This is a genomic window from Pseudomonadota bacterium, assembly GCA_039033415.1.
GTDB lineage: Bacteria > Pseudomonadota > Gammaproteobacteria > Xanthomonadales > SZUA-38 > JANQOZ01.
Genome location: JBCCCR010000017.1, coordinates 89,989 through 106,794, shown reverse-complemented (window position 1 = coordinate 106,794; position 16,806 = coordinate 89,989). Strand labels below are relative to the sequence as shown.

Sequence of the window (16,806 nt, the reverse complement as noted above, 5' to 3'; positions counted from 1 at the left end):
CAGCGAAGCGAAACGCTTTTTAGTCAGAACCGGGAGAAACCCCTGCCTGAAACACCACCACACCGTCAGCGCCGATGATCGATCCGGACCCGGAATAGGGACCCTCAAGGGTCAGGCCGCTATTTACACCCAGCTCGATGACACCCTGGTTCTCAACGGGCCCGGCAACGGTGAGGGTCATATTGCCTGACACCGTCACTGTGCCGTTGGCGCCAATCGCGGTCCCCTCGCTCGTCCCGACGCTGCCAGCGCTCAAATTTAGCGCGACCTGACCCGACCCGTTCCCCAGCGAGAGGGCGTTCACCGTGGTATCCACGGCTGGCCCCGCCACGTTGCTGTTGGTGTCCGTATCGATGGACACGTTGGCATTTAGATTCGGCGGGATGTTGAAAAACCAGTTGGCCGGATCATCCCACTGGCCGTCTTCTGACGCCGACTGCCAGCCGAGTTCAGGACGCCACAGGACAATTCCTCGCGATCCGTCCTCATACTGAACCTCAAAGCTCACGGCTCCGTGATCGTTGAGCCCGTTTGCCGGGCCGCGCGGGTTGTTGTTGAAAAAGATCTCCCTGACCGTACTGGACCCGATCTGCTCTCCCTCACGAGCAATCGTGGCGAAGTCCTCCCCGTTGGTCAGCACCAGAAGCTGGTTGGTAACAATAAACTCGCCTTCGTCGCCCATTTCCGTACCGATGTTCAGCTCAACGTCAAAGACAACCAGCCCCTGGTTGTTTAGGGCTGGATCGCATCGAAATCCTAGAAATGTTCCGCCTTCATAGGGATCTCCCTCCAGGGCAATCTGCACAACCTCGCTATCAGACGCCCGAAAAAGGCCGCTAGACTGCCCGCCGCCGCCCTCGACGTTGGTGCGGACGACAAAAGCAAACTGTTCAAGATCGTTAAACGGCGAGCGGGGAACATCGCCACTGGAGCTGCTGGCAAACCGCTGATAGCGAGCGCTGCCGTCCGGAATCAGCTGCCCCTCTCGAACGACTTCGGTCACGACTCCACCGCTGTTTGCGCGGTAAAGGCCGCTGCCGTTCTGGATAGAGAATCCGGTTGCAGGATCCCGAAGTCTGCCGGCAAACCCGACGCTGTCGTTGTTGTTAAGACGGTGTTCCGTGACCGCGGAGAAGACCCGGGCGTCGGGGTCATCGGTCGGCGCGCTATCGCCTTCACCGACAACCCGGATAAGGGCAGGCGAGAACGGACTGACGCGAAAGATGGCGGTGTCGTTAGCGGCATCGCCAGAGTCGTCCACACCAATCAACGCAAAACCACCGAACGAATTTGGCCTGATGCTCCCGACCAGTGAGAGGATGCCGGCATTGGACGGCGTCCCTTTGCGCACCACTTCCTGCAATGATCCGTCAGCAAAGTAACGAAACAGCGCCACGTTGTCGTCACTGCCATTCGGTGTACCGTCCAAACTCGCCCCGAAGCTGACGCCGAGGTTCTGGGAGATGCCTTCCGGGGCAAAGTTGCTGATTTCCCGAAAGGTTCCGTTTCCGGCAGGCACGTCGTCACCGGCCGCCGCCACCAGCTGCCATGTGCCCTGGTCGTCCTCCACCGCCAAAAGCGAGTTGCCGTTGGGGTTGCCGTCGGTCACGTTCAGACGAATCGTCATGGCGTTGAACTGTCCGACTGCGGGCACAACAAAAGACGAAATGGGCGTGTCCTGCAGAAGAAAATTGGTCAGATAGTTATCGCCTAGCGAATATTGCGTATCGCCGATGAAGTAGCTCTCACCTTCACGAAACACCTCCTGCAGCGTTGTGATGAGTGGCCCCAACGTCTGCGGTCGAAAGGTTCGATAGATGCCGCTGTCGTCCAGGTTATCGTTCTCGGTCTCAAATAAGCGGGCGCTGAAAATCAGCGTGCCCCCGAGATTAATGGTCGGGCTGGAGAAATTCTCGTAGCGCCCGTTTCCGCCGGGGGGCATCTCGCCGCTGCGGACAATTTCGACCGCCGCGGGGGCGGCAAACGCCAATTCAAAACTGGCGAAGCCATGCCAAAGCACCAGCGAAAAAAGCAGCGGCTTATTCATTTTCAAAGCCATTTCGGAACAGCAGCGTCAGGCTGACAAAATCACTGAGCGTGACGGTCGTCGCACCGTAGGTAATCATCATGCTTCCGCTTCCGTCCGCCAGCTCCACGCGGCCGGCCTGCTCGTTGGTGAACGTTCCTGAGAGCGTTTGGGCCGAAACCACAACAAACGTGTCTTGGGGGTCGGGAAAGTAGTTGTTGGAGAGCACGATCCGAAGCTCACCGTCGAGAGAAAGGTCGCCCGCGACGTCGAGCTGATCAAACTGAGTCCCCGCGGTCTCACCGGCGATTTCAATTTCGAGAAAAGCGGTCTCTTCGAGCACGGCGTCCGCCTGAATCACCAACTGCCCTGGCGCGGCATATGCGGCAAGGACGCAGGAGAGGCCCAGCAAAATCCCAACACCGCGGTGGCAGGCCCGCTGGTAAGCGAAGGTTCGTTTCATAAAGTTTTCCCGCATGCAAAACATTCTTGCTTCCTACTTACGCAATTCATGGCCAAATGCGACAGATGACGGAATTCTAATCGAGTATTTCGGAAAACTGTCATGGCAGGCTTGAGCAGCGATAACTGCCCGCCAAACCAGCGAAGGGACCTGCCCTCCGAGTTTGGGGCACAAAACCGCCGACGCATTGAGGGGGTAGAAGGTTGGTGGTACGGTCATGGATCTCCTTGCCGGTGACCAAAAGCTTCTCTATGAAACGTGCCATCGTGCTGCTGACGATTGGAATCGGCCTCCTTACCGCAAGCGGTCTCAGCTTCACCCAAGGCGCGGACAGCCCACCCAGAGCTCGAGATCTGGGCATTCCCTTTGACGGCCAGCCTGGGCCATTGAATGCGATCACCGACGTTGCGGGCGTCAGTGTAGGGCATGAGACGATCATGCGGGGCGAGGGAGCGTGGATAGCCGGCGAGGGACCAGTTCGAACCGGGGTGACAGCAATTTTGCCGTTTGGAGACGATCCCGCGGCCGTTGCCTACGCGGCCTATCACGCGCTCAACGGCAACGGCGAGATGACCGGTACGATCTGGATCGAGGAAAGCGGAACGCTTGCTGGGCCGATCATGATCACCAATACCCACAGCGTCGGCGTGGTCAGAGACGCGGTGACCGAGTGGTCGCTCCAAAAGACTGGCGGACTGCTGGCCTGGTCACTGCCGGTGGTTGCGGAAACCTGGGACGGCCCCTGGCCTCCCTACGGCGGTTTAAACGACATCAACGGCTTTCACGTGAAAAAGGCGCACGCCTTCGCGGCTCTCGACGGCGCCAAAGGTGGGGCTGTTGCTGAAGGCAACGTCGGTGGCGGCACCGGCATGATCTGCAATGAGTTCAAAGGGGGAATCGGTACTTCCTCTCGTCAGTTCACCGTCGGCGCAGAACGCTACACGCTTGGGGTGCTTGTGCAGTGCAACTACGGCCGACGAGACTGGCTACGAATCGCGGGGGTGCCCGTGGGTCGCAAGATCAGTGGCGCAGAGATCTGCTATGAAACGGCGGTACCGGAAGGCCGGACCGAATCACTCTGCGGTGCTGATGGAGAAGGATCCAGCCGACCCGAACTTGGGTCCATCATCGTTGTGGTGGCAACCGATGCGCCGCTCCTTCCGCACCAGCTGAAAAGAGTTGCCCACCGGGTCACGCTGGGACTGGGTCGACTGGGGAGCAGCGCCAGCGATTCCTCGGGCGACATCTTTATCGCGTTCTCCACTGCCAACAAAGTGTCCTTTGATGAAAAGCCGTCGCTGGTGCGGACCCTCGCCAATCCAGGTTTGACCCCAGCGTTTGTCGCAACCGTAGAAGCCACCGAGGAGGCGGTAGTCAACGCGATGGTGGCGGCCGAAACCATGGTAGGCGCTGACCGCTACCGTGTGCCTCGATTGCCTCACGAAGAGCTTATCCGGGTTCTCCGCAGCCATCAGCTGCTCGAGGAGGCGTCGCCGTGACCACCATGCTGCGCAGCAAACATGAGGTCGTGGCATGCCCGAGATGCGGCGCCACGTTCGAGTGTAAAGCCAACAATCCGGTGCACTGCCAATGTTCTCAGGTGACGTTGTCAAAAGATCTCGCCGAGGAGCTCACTTATCACTACGACGACTGCCTGTGCATCAATTGCCTAAGGGAAATCCGCGACAACCCGAGCGTCCTCACGACTGTCAGGGTGATCCAGGGCTCGTGACGCCCCAAAAATTTTGCCATTGCTAGCTCGGTAGGACCTCAGGCTTGAGCCAGCGGCGTGATTCGCCATAGCCAACCGTGGTGCTGAAATCATCGACGCCATCGCCGCCGGCAAACGCGGCACGAATCACCCCAGCGTGGCAAACGACCAACGTGTCACCGTCCTCGCGCTCATAGGCCGCGACGGCTTCTCGGCAACGAGTACTAAACTCTCTTACGCTTTCACCGCCGTGGGGTCGTTCGTCCATAAAGTCCGTCGCCCAGGCATCGAGCTCGGCACGCGGTATTTCAGACCAGCGGCGACCCTCCCAAGCAGCAAAGTCCATTTCCCGAACCCGCTCGTCAATGCAGAAGATGAGGCTGCACCCGGCTGCGATACGCTCGGCAAGCAGACGAGCTCGGCTCAACGGACTGGAGACTACTCTCGAAAACGTCGGCAGTTGGGCGATCGCCAGTTCCGCGTCAGCTTCAAACGAATCGGCAAGATCGATATCCAGATTGCCGTAGCAATACTCTGACCCGAGCACCGGCCGCGTATGGCGCAGCAGGATTACAGCCAAAGGAGCAATCCGAGGTACACGCCCAGCTCGCTGGTTTGCTGCACCGCGCCCAGCGTATCGCCTGTGTAGCCACCGAGCCGACGCTCAAACAGCGCTCGCATTCCCGCGTGGCCCAACAGCAGGCCCGCGAGGACACTCAGCGCATTCGAAAAGCCGATTGTCGCCGCGACCCATGCGAGCATGACAACGCCGGTCAGCAACGCCACTCTCAGGCTCCCGCTGTCGATGCCGTCAGCTGTGGGTTTGCCGGTGCCCTCGTCGCGGACATAGCGGCTGGTGGCAATTACCAGCACGGCTGACAGCCGAGACAAACCGTGTCCCACCGCCAACGCCGTTGCCACGGTGCCTAACGGGAGTTCGATCAGAACGCCGGCCTTGAGTGCTATGACAAGCCCCAAGGCGGCGGCCCCAAACGTCCCAAGCCGGCTATCGCGCATCACGGTCAGCATCTGCTCGCGCGAAACTGCACCAAGACCATCGAAGGTGTCTGCCAGCCCGTCTTCATGAAACGCGCCGGTCAGCAACATGCCGGCGGCCAACACAAGTAGCGTGCTGACGGTGGAACCGAGCAGCGGCTGAGCCAGCAGAAAAACCGCCGCGCAAAGTCCACCGACCATGGCACCCACCAGCGGGAAATAGCGAGGCGCGGCGGCAAGCCGCGCCGGGGTATAGGCGTTACCAACCGGCACCGGAATTCGGGTCAAGAACTGCACCGCCAGGGCAAAAATCGCCAGCTCATTGCCTACACGAGCGTTCACGCTGGACCAGAAATCCCCGCTGAATCAAAGCTGGCCATATCCTTCAGGAACGCTCCAGCGGCCCGGACGAGCGGCCAGACCAGCAGCGCTCCTGTGCCTTCCCCCAGCCTCAGACCCAGGTCGAGCAGCGGATCGCCGTCGAGGGCCGCAAGCAGGGGCGCATGGCCGCTCTCCGCCGAACGATGGGCAAATACCAGCGCGTCTTTAATACCGGGTTCGATGCCCAGTGCAGCCAACGCCGCCGCTGAGCAGATGAACCCGTCAACCAGCACCAGGCGGCGCGCCCGAGCGGCCCCCAGCATCGCCCCCACGATCATCACCATCTCAAAGCCCGCGTACTCCTGGAGCGCTTCCTGCGCAGTGAGCTGTGTTTCCGTTCGAGCGGCAGCGCGCTGCAGCAGGGAGCGTTTTCGTTCAAGCCCCTCGTCGTCGAGTCCGGTGCCCCGGCCGGTCAGATCACCCACGTCGGCGCCGGTGAGTTTTGCCGTCAAGAGGCTTGATGCTGCGGTATTGCCGATGCCCATGTCTCCAAACGCGACCACCGGATGGTCAGCCTGCTCCCCGAGCAATCGTCCTGCCGCAAGCGCCCGATCAAATTCATCGGGCGTCATGGCGGGGCCTTCGATGGCGTTGGTCGTGCCGCCCCTTATCCGCCGGGAAAGCAGCTCCGGATGGCTTACCGGATTACCGGCAACCCCCGCGTCCACGACCTGCATCGATACACCCAGCACGTCGGCGAATACATTGGCAGCAGCGCCGCCGGAGAGAAAGTTCAGCAGCATCTGGCGGGTCACCGCCTGGGGATACGCGGAAACGCCCGCGAGCGCCATTCCGTGATCGCCGGCGAACAGCGTCAGGCCGCAGGACGAAGTATCGGGTTGATCACTTTCCTGCAGCTTAGCGATCTGCATCGCCAGCGCTTCGATTCGGCCCAGCGAGCCAACGGGCTTCGTTTTGCCATCAATGATGGTCTGCAGTCGGGTTTCGAAGGATGTGCTCATGAAATTGCCGGTGACTGTCCGGTGTTGCGAGACCGTTAGCTCACAGGTGGTGTCTAACGTCGCCGATACAACTCCCCGCGTCGTTTATTCGAAGCCAGCGAAGAAGAAAAAGTCGTCGCAGGCGGCAGCCCGACTCACGACTGTCGAATTGGGAAGCGACACGTTGCCGTCCATGTCCACGGCAAAAGCCGCTACGGTGTAGTCTCCAGCCGGCCCACACAGCCCATAACTTCTGTCCTCGAACGTGCCACCGCTCTTCGGCAGGGGCTGGCTGACGATACTTCCATCCGGCGTGGCAGCAAGCAGCACAACCCGATCCACCTTGCCGGTGCTGGTGACCTGCGACACCGTGACGGTCTCAAAGTCTGATGTCAGCGCGTTATTGACCGCAAGCCCGCCGACAAACGGATCATCGCCCGCCAGCGCAACCCCTGAACCGATGAAATAGTCCTGAGGCCCGACGCCGTCGGTGAAATCGTTGCTGACGCCATTGCCGTTGCTGTCAAGCTGAGCGCTTTGGTTGAACAGAACGGCGTTGCGGGCCAGGACAAACGCCGCACGCAAGCGTGCCCCGTTGAGGACCTGCGTCCAGAAGAACTGAGAAAAAGAAACCTCGCCTCCCGACAGGTTAATCGCTTCGTCTCCATCTTCCGTGCTCGAGATCAGGTAACGAGTCTGAGAGGTGTCGGGCGTCAGCGCCGTCACAATATCCTCGCTGCTGTCAGCGTCAACCACCACGGTCAGGACGCCAGGGACCGTGGTTTGGACGACATCAAGCAAGCTATCAAGGTCGATCAACGAGACTGAGTCTGTGTCGCTTAGCACCAACGCATTTCCGGAGCGTGGCCCAACGAAATACACCGTCAGGTCTTGGACGTCGTCAACGCCCCAGGTGGTCAGTGCAAACTCCAGGTTGGATCGTGTAGACGTACCGTCGGTGCCTGGGACGGCGGCGTTACTGAGATAGAAAATGTCATCGCAGCTTGCATCCGAACAGGACACGCCGTCGGCGCCGTAGCCTTGGATGGATAGGGCCGCGACGGCCAATGCCGCATTGCCCTGACGGGCGGCAAATGCCTCGTCCGACTCATCACCACCATGAACCACGATCGCACGACGTCGCAGCGGATTGTCGACGGTCACGGTCGTTAGCGCCGGCGCAGAAATGTTCCCGAGCCTGTCCTGGGCATGAACGGCCAGCTGGTAGGTCCCGACGTCGGTAAAGCCAGAGAACTCCAGCGCATAGTCATCCGTGCCGGCTTGATTAACGAGATCAATCGTAGGTAGGTCCTGCACCGGATTATCCGGCGATGCCGGGACAAATCCAGGCGGACGAAGCACGCCCCAGACACGTGCGATTCCGTCGGCATCGACCACACCTTCAGCCGTGACGGTGGCGACGGTGCCGGAGGCAATCGTCTGCGGCGGGGAAACCGAACCCAGCAATGGCGCATCCGATGTATCGGACCCACCGGTACCGATCAGCGCTGACATCACCGCGGTACGGTCTTGGGGGCTGTTGAACACGCCATCGCCGTTAGCATCCAGCAGGGGAGTCTGCAGCGGAAAAGAGGCACCGGTGGCGGTGGCAGATGCATCAAACGCTTCGCCAACGGTCGCGCCGTTGAAAATGCCCGTCCAGAATCGATTGGAAAACGACAGCGCCCCCTGGGAAACAAAATAAGCGTTTTCCTCGGCATCCGATGATGTGATCAGCACCCGATCGAATGCGGGATTGCGCAGCTCGTCCATAAACGAGCCCGACTGGCAGGCGTCGTAGATGACCGTGACGCGGGAACCGGGCCGAGCGGCCTGCCAGGCATCTATCCACTGAGCCAGCGTTGTAGCACCGAGCACCTCGGATTCGGTCAAACGAAACGTGTTCTCCCCGCCATGATCGACCAGGTAAAGCAGCAAATTGCCTGCATCATCGGCGAACTCATCAATCGCACGCTCAAGCGCGCCTGCGGTCGGAGCCTCGTCCACATCGTCAGCGAGTCCGTTCTGATCAATATCCAGATTGACGTCCGGTGAGAGGTACTGAATGGTGTCCTTGCCGAAACCTCTCACGACCAGCGTCCGGTACGCAAAGTTGGCGTTGACCTGCGTTGCGTCCCAAAGCGGGTTGCCGGCGTAGGGGCCTCCGCCGGCGACTATCACCACTTTCGTATCGGGCAGCTGCTCCAGGCGGTTGAATCGCTGGAGCCGGTTGTTGCGAGCGTCCACCATAAATACGTTTTGGTTGTCGTCAAAATAGATGCCGCCGGGACGAGTTATCTGACCTGGTTCGATACCGGACTGATCAAATTTTCCGACATATTCGCCGGTGATCGTAAACGCCTGATATCGGTTATTGCCCGTATCGGCCACAAATAGAAACCCGTTGCTATCGAAGCCAAGCGCCTCGGGAATATCGAACTGCCCGTTGGCTTCGCCAAAGGTCCCGAAGCTCAGGAGGTGAGTGCCATCGGCTTCGAACTTTTGAATTCGGTCGTTCAACCGGTCCGCGACAAACAAGTTCCCCTCGCCATCGATGGCCAGAGGACCCGGTTCGCGAAATTGGCCGTCTGCACTTCCTTCGCTCCCCCATTCACGAATGAAGGTGCCGTCGGGCTGAAACTGTTGAATGCGATGATTGAAGGTGTCGGAAACATAGATATTGTTCTGGTCGTCGACCGCCACGCCGAAAGGGAAGTTGAACTGTCCTGGAGCTGTGCCGAAGCTGCCGAACTCACGAACGGGCGCGAAGTCTGTTCCGATAACTTGGACCCGGTGGTTGTCGCTATCGGAGACCACAAGCTGATTCAATCCGTTCAACGTGATGTCAATCGGTCGGTTGAACTGCAAGGGCCCGGCGCCGCGAGTGCCAAACGCCTGCACCGGGCTTCCGGTTGCATCCAGCTGCACAATACGGTGATTGAACTGGTCGGCCACAAACAACTGGCCGTCACTATTGGCATCAATACCCAGGGGAAAGTTGAACTGGCCAAGCTGATCGCCGGAGCTCGCCCAGCCGTCCACAAAATCGCCGTTGGGCGCAAATTGAGAAACACGATACAGGTCACGAACGTAAATGCGTCCGTTGCCGGCTTTGGCAATGCCCCGGGGCTGGTTGAACGGCAGTTCCTCGGCGGGCATGGTGATCTCGGCCAGAAACAGGCCAGTTGGGTCGAAGCGCTGCACACGGCCGCCTGCGTCGATGACGTAGACGATGCCGAACGTGTCAACCTCCACGCCGCGGATTTCCTCAAACTGTCCAGGCCCCGAACCGGTGCTGCCGAACGCTCCCAGGAACGTGCCGCTCTGGTCAAAAAACTGGATGCGGTTGTTATTCGTGTCGGCAATGTAGATGCGGCCATCGGGGGCAATACTGACGTCCACCGGAGAGTCAAACTGGCCGGTGGCAGATCCGGGGCCTGAGCCGCCGAGCGTATTCATGACCGATCCATCAGTTTCCAAAATCTGTATCCGGTGATTTAGCGAATCCGCCACGTAGAGGCGCTCGCCAAAAAAGGCGATTCCGAAGGGGACGTCGAATTGCCCCGGCCCCGACCCAAACTCCCCGAAGGCCCTTAGAAATTCGCCGTTCTTTGTGTAGACCACCACGCGATGATTGAAGCCGTCGGTAACGTAAAGAAAACCCGCTTCGTCGATGGCAACGTCGCGGGGGTTCAGCAGGCCGCCGCTGGTCGGTTGTCCAAAGGTGGTGACGAGCTGGCCGGCGCGCGTGAACTTCCGTACCCGGTTGTTCTGCTGCTCGACCACGTAGACAAAGTTGTCTGAATCAACCGCCAGGTCACCGAAAGGCGCAAAGTACCAGGGTTGCTGGAGTGCAGGCAGCAGCCGTTCAAATCGAAAGGCGATGCTGCCACCGGCAGCCGCCTCGAGCGCAATCAACGCGCTCAGCAAAAAGGCCCATCGCATGCAGTCGCTCCCTCAGAGATCCGTTTTAGTGTAGCAACGGACGGAAAAATGCCTATCGGTGGAGAGATTCAGCCCCAAGCAATGCGGGCGCACGCAGTCTCTGGGGCAGTGGGATCTGTTGGAAACGTCAGGACTAGGATGCTACCGGGGCGAAGTCTCTAGGCGCCAAAAAGAAAATCCGAGACGTTCGAGGCGGGCGTCCTGGAGCGGCGTGACCACGGCAAGGTCGCCGTCAGCGAGTCGGACGATTGGGGCATACTCACCGTTGGAGTCGCGTTGCCGGCCGTCTTCCGTTTCGGCCCACGATTCAAAACGCAACAGCTCAGAAGACGATACTTGTGGCTCACCTTCCTTTAGGGATACTTTGGCCACTCGAAGCCCTCTACCGTCCGCTGCGGAAAACCAGGTTGCCGCCAGTTCTCTGTCGGCCGTCGCAATCAAATAGGGATAAAACATCACGTCAGAATCGGTGGCGATCTGCCAGCTTTCCCAGGCGGCGCCGCGGTCGGTTGATCGTCCCAGGTGCATGCTTCGGCCTTCGCTCCACAGGTAGTACAGCGCGCCGTCGCCATCCCAGGCTATCGGCTCAACCCACCGGGGTACGCCGCCTGGAAGCCAAACGCGACTACCGGGCAGGGCACGTTTCGACCAGGTATCACCACCGTCAGTGCTCACGGCGATCATGTCGACCTGGGCGTCGAAGCGGTTGCCCGACGCATACAGCGGCGTTAGCCGCACTGCGAGTTCGCCCTGCGGCCCCACTGCCAGGTGGCTTGACCCTCCAGATGAGTGAACTTGAGGCCGCGACTGCCAGGTCTTGCCGCCGTCCCGACTGAGCGTGTGATGTACGCCATCGCCGTCATTCCAGACGACGTGCGCCGTGCCGTCGCCCGAGACCACAACCCAGGGCCTATCCGCTAGCTCACGGTCGGTCAGCTGCGTCCATGCCCAGCTCGCCCCGTCGTCATTGCTCACGCCAACAGCAACGTGGGTGCCTCGACTCGTAGTCCGGTTGAATCCCATGGTGACGAAGTAGATGGTGCCGTCTGGACCAAGCGCCAGGTCCACGTCCGAGTTCCCAACGGCGCCATCGGCCGGCGTGCCGACGTTAACCCGCGCCCAGGAATTGCCGCCGTCGCTGCTGCGCCAGAGGCTGGGTGGGCGCGCGGGCTCGTGTGGGGCACGGGGAAAGCCGGAAACCAGAAGATCCCCGTTGCTGAGCTCGAGCACCATCGGCTCGCGATTCTGGAAATCTTCGAAGTGGACCGCGCTTTTGAGCACCAGCGGAGCGTCTGACGGTTCAGCGCAGAGCTGTAAAGCGTGCAAGACCAGGAACAGCGTAAACGCCAGCATTTTCCAATGACACATGGTGAGTTCTAGTCCTGCGGGAGGAGGCTCAAGCTGGAGTATAGGGTCCTCGTCGACCGGCTAGAAGAACTTGGCTGCCGTCGATTACATCAGGCCGCAACTCCAAGCCAGCGACAGGTGCAGGTATTGGCTTCGCGTTGCACAGGTCGCAGGCAATACTAGTGAGTCGAGAAGCTCCGCAGAGGCTTGGCTTCCCCCAGGCGCTCAAAGTCGCCAGCGGTAAACGTGGGGTTGTAGCGATGGAGCGCTGCGCGTTGATACGCCGCACCGGCCTGAAGCACCGCGGCATCGTCCCAGGCGGTGCCTACGAACGTGATGCCCAGCGGCAGACCAAGATGCTCCCCCATTGGCACTGTGAGTAAAGGATACCCGGCCATACCCGGTAGCCAGGGAGCACCCAGCGGAGCGCCGGAAGGCTGAGAAGCTCCCGCCAGATCGACTGGTGCCGCGGGTTTGGCGGTTGGCATGACGAGCAGTCGAACATCATTGGTCTTCAGGAGCATATCGACACCGTGCTCGCGTGCCGCCGAGACCAGCTCGGCAACCACCTGTTGGTGCGCATCGCTTTCCACTGCAGGTGCTTGCTGAGCCTCGATGAGGATCCCTTGGTCGAACAGCGCTAGCTCTCGGTCCGCGTGTTCCTCGTTAAACTTGATCAGCGCAGCAAGCGTGCGCGTTTGTACGGCGGGCGCGGCTGAGGCGAGGTAGGCTTCCAACCCGGCCTTAAACTCCGCCTGGAGGACACGATCCCCGCTTTGCCACAACACCGGTTTAGGCGAGAACTCCGGAATCTCGACGAGCTCGACACCCAAGCTCTTTAGAACCTCAAGGGCGGCGTTGAACGCCTCTGATACCGCGGGGTTGTCTCCCTCTGCCCATCGGAAAACGCCGATGCGCATTGACGCGATACCTTGCCTGGTGGCGGCAACATAATCCTCTCGCCGGGCGTCAGCTTCGGCTGTGGCCGGATCCTGGGCGTCTGTTCCTGCCATGACGGTTGTAAGGAGTGCGGCATCCTCAACGGTGTGGGCGATCACCCCCGGTCCGTCCTGCCGCGGTGACAGCGGCACAATGTGCGAGCGAGGGACCAGCCCGACCGTCGGCTTGAAGCCGACCAGGCCCATCGAGGCAGCGGGAGAGACGATAGAACCGCTGGTTTCGGTACCCAATGCAACCGGCGCAAACCCTGCCGCCACCGCCACCGCAGAACCCGATGAAGAGCCGCCGGCGCTCCGGTTGAGGTCAAACGGATTACGGGTGAGACCGCCAACGCCACTCCACCCTGCTACGCCATTTTGGGAGCGATAGTTTGCCCACTCGGACAGGTTGGTCTTCCCCAGTATCACGGCTCCTGCACTTCGCAGGCGAGCGACGATCGTCGCATCGCGGCCGGTGTTGTTGTCGATCAGCGCCAGTGAACCGGCGGTGGTTGGCATCTCTCGCGTCTCGATATTGTCTTTCACAAGCACCGGCACACCCTGGAGCAAGCCTCCTTGTCCCCGATTCATCTGTATCGCCTCGTCGATCGCCCTGGCGACGGCTATCGATTGACCGTTGGTGGTGATGATGCTTTGGAGCTGAGGCCCGGAGCGATCAAGCTGGTCGATTCGGGTGAGCGCGGTACGCACAGCCGCTTCGGCGGTGATACGACCAGCCTTGATATCCCTTGCCAATTCCGTTGCGGACGTTGCAAGAACTCTTTCGTTCGCCCGGCTCGTCATGGGCGAAGTCGTCAACCCCAAAACCATCATGGTTAAGAGCGCGATTGATCTCGCGCGCAGGTGCGGCATCGCTTGGGCCTTTGGAAGAGGGTGATAGCGTTTGGACGTCCTCCTCTCTCATTTCGTTTACATGCCGACTAGCCGAAGCTGTTAGGGCGCTGATAACATCGCCCGTCGTGAATTCACTGGCGAATCGAACGGCGCTCCTGCTGACGAGCTGCCTCTGCCTATGGGGCTGTGCGCCTTACCAGCCTGTGCGGCCCTACGAAAACTTTATCCGCACAGGGGTTGCGCCCGGGGACAGGGTGCGAATCGTGAAGAAAGATGGTGCGGAGGTCACTACCCGCGTCTTAAGCCTTGAGAAAACCCATCTAGCCACGGAAGCGGGTGACATCGCCATGACGGAGATCACCAACATCGCTCGACGCGGCTGGACGAAACCGACGCCAGCCTGCGGCAATGGCCAACCCCTGGGATGTTCAATTCCCGTGGCCGTCGATTTGCTTACCGAGCGCCTGGACGAGGCCAAAGACCTGTTCGAACCGGCCTGTACGCAGCACGATTATTGTTATCGCCACGGTGCTGCCACCTACGGACACCAGCGAGAGGACTGTGATCGGGAGTTCAAGCAGCTGATGGAACAGGCATGCCGCGATCAGCCTGTCCTCGAAAAAATCAGCTGGTCAACCAATCCCGTCTCCTGCAAGGCACTGGCGGGACAGATGCATCGCGCGGTACGTCGGTACGGCGAAGGACGCTTCGTGAACAGCGTGAACAGCTACTGCGAGTACGACGGACCACCGGCGAACATGGGACGCTGACTATCCGTCGTCCCAGTCAGCGCCAACCTCGGCCAGAATAGACCAAAACGCCCAGGGCCGCTGAGCAATCAGCAGCCCCACACCCGACTTCTTGCCGGCAGGCAAGGTCATGTCCAGCTCCGCCATTTCGTCGAACTCGCGCACCAGACGATCGACCTTCCGAGCCAGGAGCTGGGCTGATGCGCCGCTGAGTTCCGCAGATGCAAAGCGATATCGGTCGCTGGCGCCTTGGAATCGGAAATTGAGAAACTCTCGCAACACAATCGATTCATAGAGTCTGCGTACCGGCCCGCCGGGTTGCCACTCGATGTTGCGACTGGTCACCAGCACAACCTGATTACCCTGCAACACCCGAATCAGACCCAGACGACCCAACTCCAGCAGAAGTTTCGTGTGCCGGGGCGTGCTCACGCCGAAGTGCCCCTTGAGGCGGGCTGGGCGCCACCCATTGAGCAGCAGATAGAAGTAGCACAGTAGCTGGGGATTCTCGGCGAGCGCCGACTCTTGCTCGTCTGTTAGCTGGGCCGGCAGGCTATCTTCAGCCAGTCTTGCCGTTCGCGTCAGCTCGTAGAGTGAAAGGTCGAGGACCTCGCAGATTTTGGCCAACCGCTCCAAGGTAAAAGTCTGCTGCGAGAACGTCCTTTTGACGCTGGCTTCGCTGATACCGAGCGCCTCAGCGAGGCTGGCGTAAGTGATGCCTCGCGATTTCATGATTCGCTTGAGACCTGCCACAAGTTGTCGGACTTCCTGCACGGCGATTCCCTCGACAGGATACGAAACGCATACCCGATAGTATCAAAAAACGATACGTCTCATTCTGGTATTGCTTGCTGGTTGGCGCTGCTCTAGCTTCGCCATTGACGTTAATCGAGGAGTTCTCAGACCATGCAGAAAGTCTTCCTATTGCCGGCAATGCTGGCGTTTGTCGGCTGTTAAGCGATTGAACCCATGCCGGTGCGGGTCAGGTGGTCGTCAGCCGGCAACCCGCATCCTCAGCGTGTCGATTTGCCGGCGAGGTCATCGGAAACCAGGGTAATTTTGTCAGCACCGTGTTTACTTCGGACCGCGCACTTATCGAAGGGGCGCGTAATGATTTACGAAACCAGGCCGCCGTACTCGGCGCCAACTACGTGGTGATCGAGAGCGAGAACTACAGTGAAACCAGCGAAGACTCCATTGGCGGCACCCACGCGGCCGTACTCGTCGGAAACGCGTACCGATGTCCGGAGGGGAGGCTTACCGACGTCGGAGGCTGATTGTTCGATATTGAGTTCTCGGCAGTAGCGTTTGAATCAGACTGGTTTTGCCAATTTCTTTATTGGGAAAGGTATGTCAACGGCATTTCGTCCGTGTTCGTTATACGGCTATCATTAGCTCTATTGCTCACTCGATGCCTCGATACACTCGACTCCTTTTTGCTTGCCTCGTTACGCTGCTGACAGCGGGTGCAGCCGCAGACTTCAGCAGCACCAGGGCAGGATTCGTTGGTCCGGTGCCGCTTCCTTATCTGGAGCGCCTCGCAAACGCACAGCAGCCTGCGGCGGACGGGGCGCTGGGACGCAACCGGGACCGCTACTTTCATGTGCGGTTCCAGTACCGCATGCACCACCTTATGGACTACGCGGTCCACACAGGCCAGGAGCGCTACGCAGACGCTTTCTTTCAGGCCTTGCGGTATAGCTTCAACCAGCAGCAGCCGGGTGGCGACTTTCGGTTGCAGGTGCCCTCCCGGTTATCGGGGCAGCAGCCAGGGGCGGGTGATCTCGCCAGCGGTACCGCGTTTTTCCTGGCTTCTGCCGCCAGCGGACTTCGCGCCTACCAACGCGAGACCGGACGCCTGGCACCCAACGAGGCGGCTGCAGCTGAAATCTCGAGACGGCTTCGCGCAGGCGCGGATTACCTGGTGCGCAACGAGGAAACGCTGCTCGCCTACGACGCGCTGGCGCCTAACCGGCTGCTCATCGACGCCCTGGCGATGATCTCGCCGGGCCGCGTGCTCGCGGACCCGGGTCTGGATTCCACCGCTGAGCGTTTTTTAGCACTTGCTCTCGCTCAGCAGCATTGCGACGGATACTTCGTCGAAGCGGGCGGATTTGATTCAAGCTACAACGGGGTGGCACTGGCGGTGGGGTATCGGCTGCTGCTACAAAATCCAGAACTTGAGTCGCTGCGAACTGCGCTTCGCCGCGCTGCCCAGTGGCAGCTCGCCCGGATCTTGCCCACCGGCGAAATCGCCACCGAGGGAAATACGCGGGTTTATCCGGGCGGCGAACAGTTTCTCGGCCAGGAAAAAGGCGTCGACGTCTCACACGTGGTGGAGGGGATCCTGCTGGCATTTGCCGAAAGTGGGGATGTCCGATTCCTACGCGCAGCGGAGCAGATCGTCCGGTTTTACTCGTAGCGTCAAGAACACCTATGCTGGTCGCCGCTGCG

The 16,806-nt window shown here is 60.1% G+C and carries 14 protein-coding genes; 5 read left to right on the top strand and 9 right to left on the bottom strand.

Features of this window, described 5'->3' with window-relative positions:
* Positions 1–19 precede the first annotated feature (19 nt).
* On the bottom strand, positions 20–2,047 hold the full coding sequence (locus tag AAF358_15230) for a choice-of-anchor tandem repeat NxxGxxAF-containing protein (protein ID MEM7706909.1): 2,028 nt from the start codon (positions 2,045–2,047) through the stop codon (positions 20–22).
* A complete protein-coding gene (locus AAF358_15225; GenBank protein ID MEM7706908.1) occupies positions 2,040–2,489 on the bottom strand; it encodes a hypothetical protein in 450 nt (149 codons plus the stop codon). The genes AAF358_15230 and AAF358_15225 overlap by 8 nt, the downstream gene beginning before the upstream one ends.
* A 251-nt stretch (positions 2,490–2,740) precedes the next feature.
* Here AAF358_15225 and AAF358_15220 point away from each other — a divergent pair, with 251 nt between their 5' ends.
* Positions 2,741–3,988 carry a P1 family peptidase gene (locus AAF358_15220; protein MEM7706907.1) on the top strand — a complete coding sequence of 416 codons (1,248 nt, stop codon included), beginning with the start codon at positions 2,741–2,743 and terminating at the stop codon, positions 3,986–3,988.
* A gap of 5 nt (positions 3,989–3,993) precedes the next feature.
* Positions 3,994–4,221 carry a cysteine-rich CWC family protein gene (locus tag AAF358_15215; protein ID MEM7706906.1) on the top strand — a complete coding sequence of 76 codons (228 nt, stop codon included), beginning with the start codon at positions 3,994–3,996 and terminating at the stop codon, positions 4,219–4,221.
* Between the two features lie 22 nt (positions 4,222–4,243).
* Here AAF358_15215 and cobC read toward each other — a convergent pair whose 3' ends face one another.
* The 6 genes from cobC to AAF358_15185 form a co-directional block, all read right to left on the bottom strand.
* On the bottom strand, positions 4,244–4,780 hold the full coding sequence (cobC, locus tag AAF358_15210; protein ID MEM7706905.1) for an alpha-ribazole phosphatase family protein: 537 nt from the start codon (positions 4,778–4,780) through the stop codon (positions 4,244–4,246).
* A complete protein-coding gene (gene cobS, locus AAF358_15205) occupies positions 4,771–5,538 on the bottom strand; it encodes an adenosylcobinamide-GDP ribazoletransferase (protein ID MEM7706904.1) in 768 nt (255 codons plus the stop codon). The genes cobC and cobS overlap by 10 nt, the downstream gene beginning before the upstream one ends.
* A complete protein-coding gene (gene cobT, locus AAF358_15200) occupies positions 5,535–6,539 on the bottom strand; it encodes a nicotinate-nucleotide--dimethylbenzimidazole phosphoribosyltransferase (protein MEM7706903.1) in 1,005 nt (334 codons plus the stop codon). Before cobT ends, cobS begins: the two co-directional genes overlap by 4 nt.
* Positions 6,540–6,623: 84 nt before the next feature.
* Positions 6,624–10,463 carry a 6-bladed beta-propeller gene (locus AAF358_15195; protein MEM7706902.1) on the bottom strand — a complete coding sequence of 1,280 codons (3,840 nt, stop codon included), beginning with the start codon at positions 10,461–10,463 and terminating at the stop codon, positions 6,624–6,626.
* Between the two features lie 141 nt (positions 10,464–10,604).
* Positions 10,605–11,831 (bottom strand): sialidase family protein, encoded by a 1,227-nt coding sequence (locus AAF358_15190; protein MEM7706901.1) that lies wholly within the window; start codon positions 11,829–11,831, stop codon positions 10,605–10,607.
* Between the two features lie 158 nt (positions 11,832–11,989).
* On the bottom strand, positions 11,990–13,552 hold the full coding sequence (locus AAF358_15185; protein MEM7706900.1) for an amidase: 1,563 nt from the start codon (positions 13,550–13,552) through the stop codon (positions 11,990–11,992).
* 314 nt (positions 13,553–13,866) lie between these two features.
* Here AAF358_15185 and AAF358_15180 point away from each other — a divergent pair, with 314 nt between their 5' ends.
* Positions 13,867–14,373 (top strand): hypothetical protein, encoded by a 507-nt coding sequence (locus AAF358_15180; protein MEM7706899.1) that lies wholly within the window; start codon positions 13,867–13,869, stop codon positions 14,371–14,373.
* On the opposite strand, the gene AAF358_15175 is transcribed toward AAF358_15180, so the two are convergent.
* Positions 14,374–15,126: a helix-turn-helix transcriptional regulator gene (locus AAF358_15175; GenBank protein MEM7706898.1), complete on the bottom strand. Its 753-nt coding sequence runs from the start codon at positions 15,124–15,126 to the stop codon at positions 14,374–14,376. It lies immediately after the preceding gene.
* Between the two features lie 212 nt (positions 15,127–15,338).
* On the opposite strand from AAF358_15175, the gene AAF358_15170 reads away from it, so the two are divergent.
* Positions 15,339–15,629 (top strand): DUF4156 domain-containing protein, encoded by a 291-nt coding sequence (locus AAF358_15170; GenBank protein MEM7706897.1) that lies wholly within the window; start codon positions 15,339–15,341, stop codon positions 15,627–15,629.
* Between the two features lie 236 nt (positions 15,630–15,865).
* Positions 15,866–16,774, top strand: a complete 909-nt coding sequence (locus tag AAF358_15165; protein MEM7706896.1) for a hypothetical protein — start codon at positions 15,866–15,868, stop codon at positions 16,772–16,774.
* Positions 16,775–16,806: the final 32 nt, after the last annotated feature.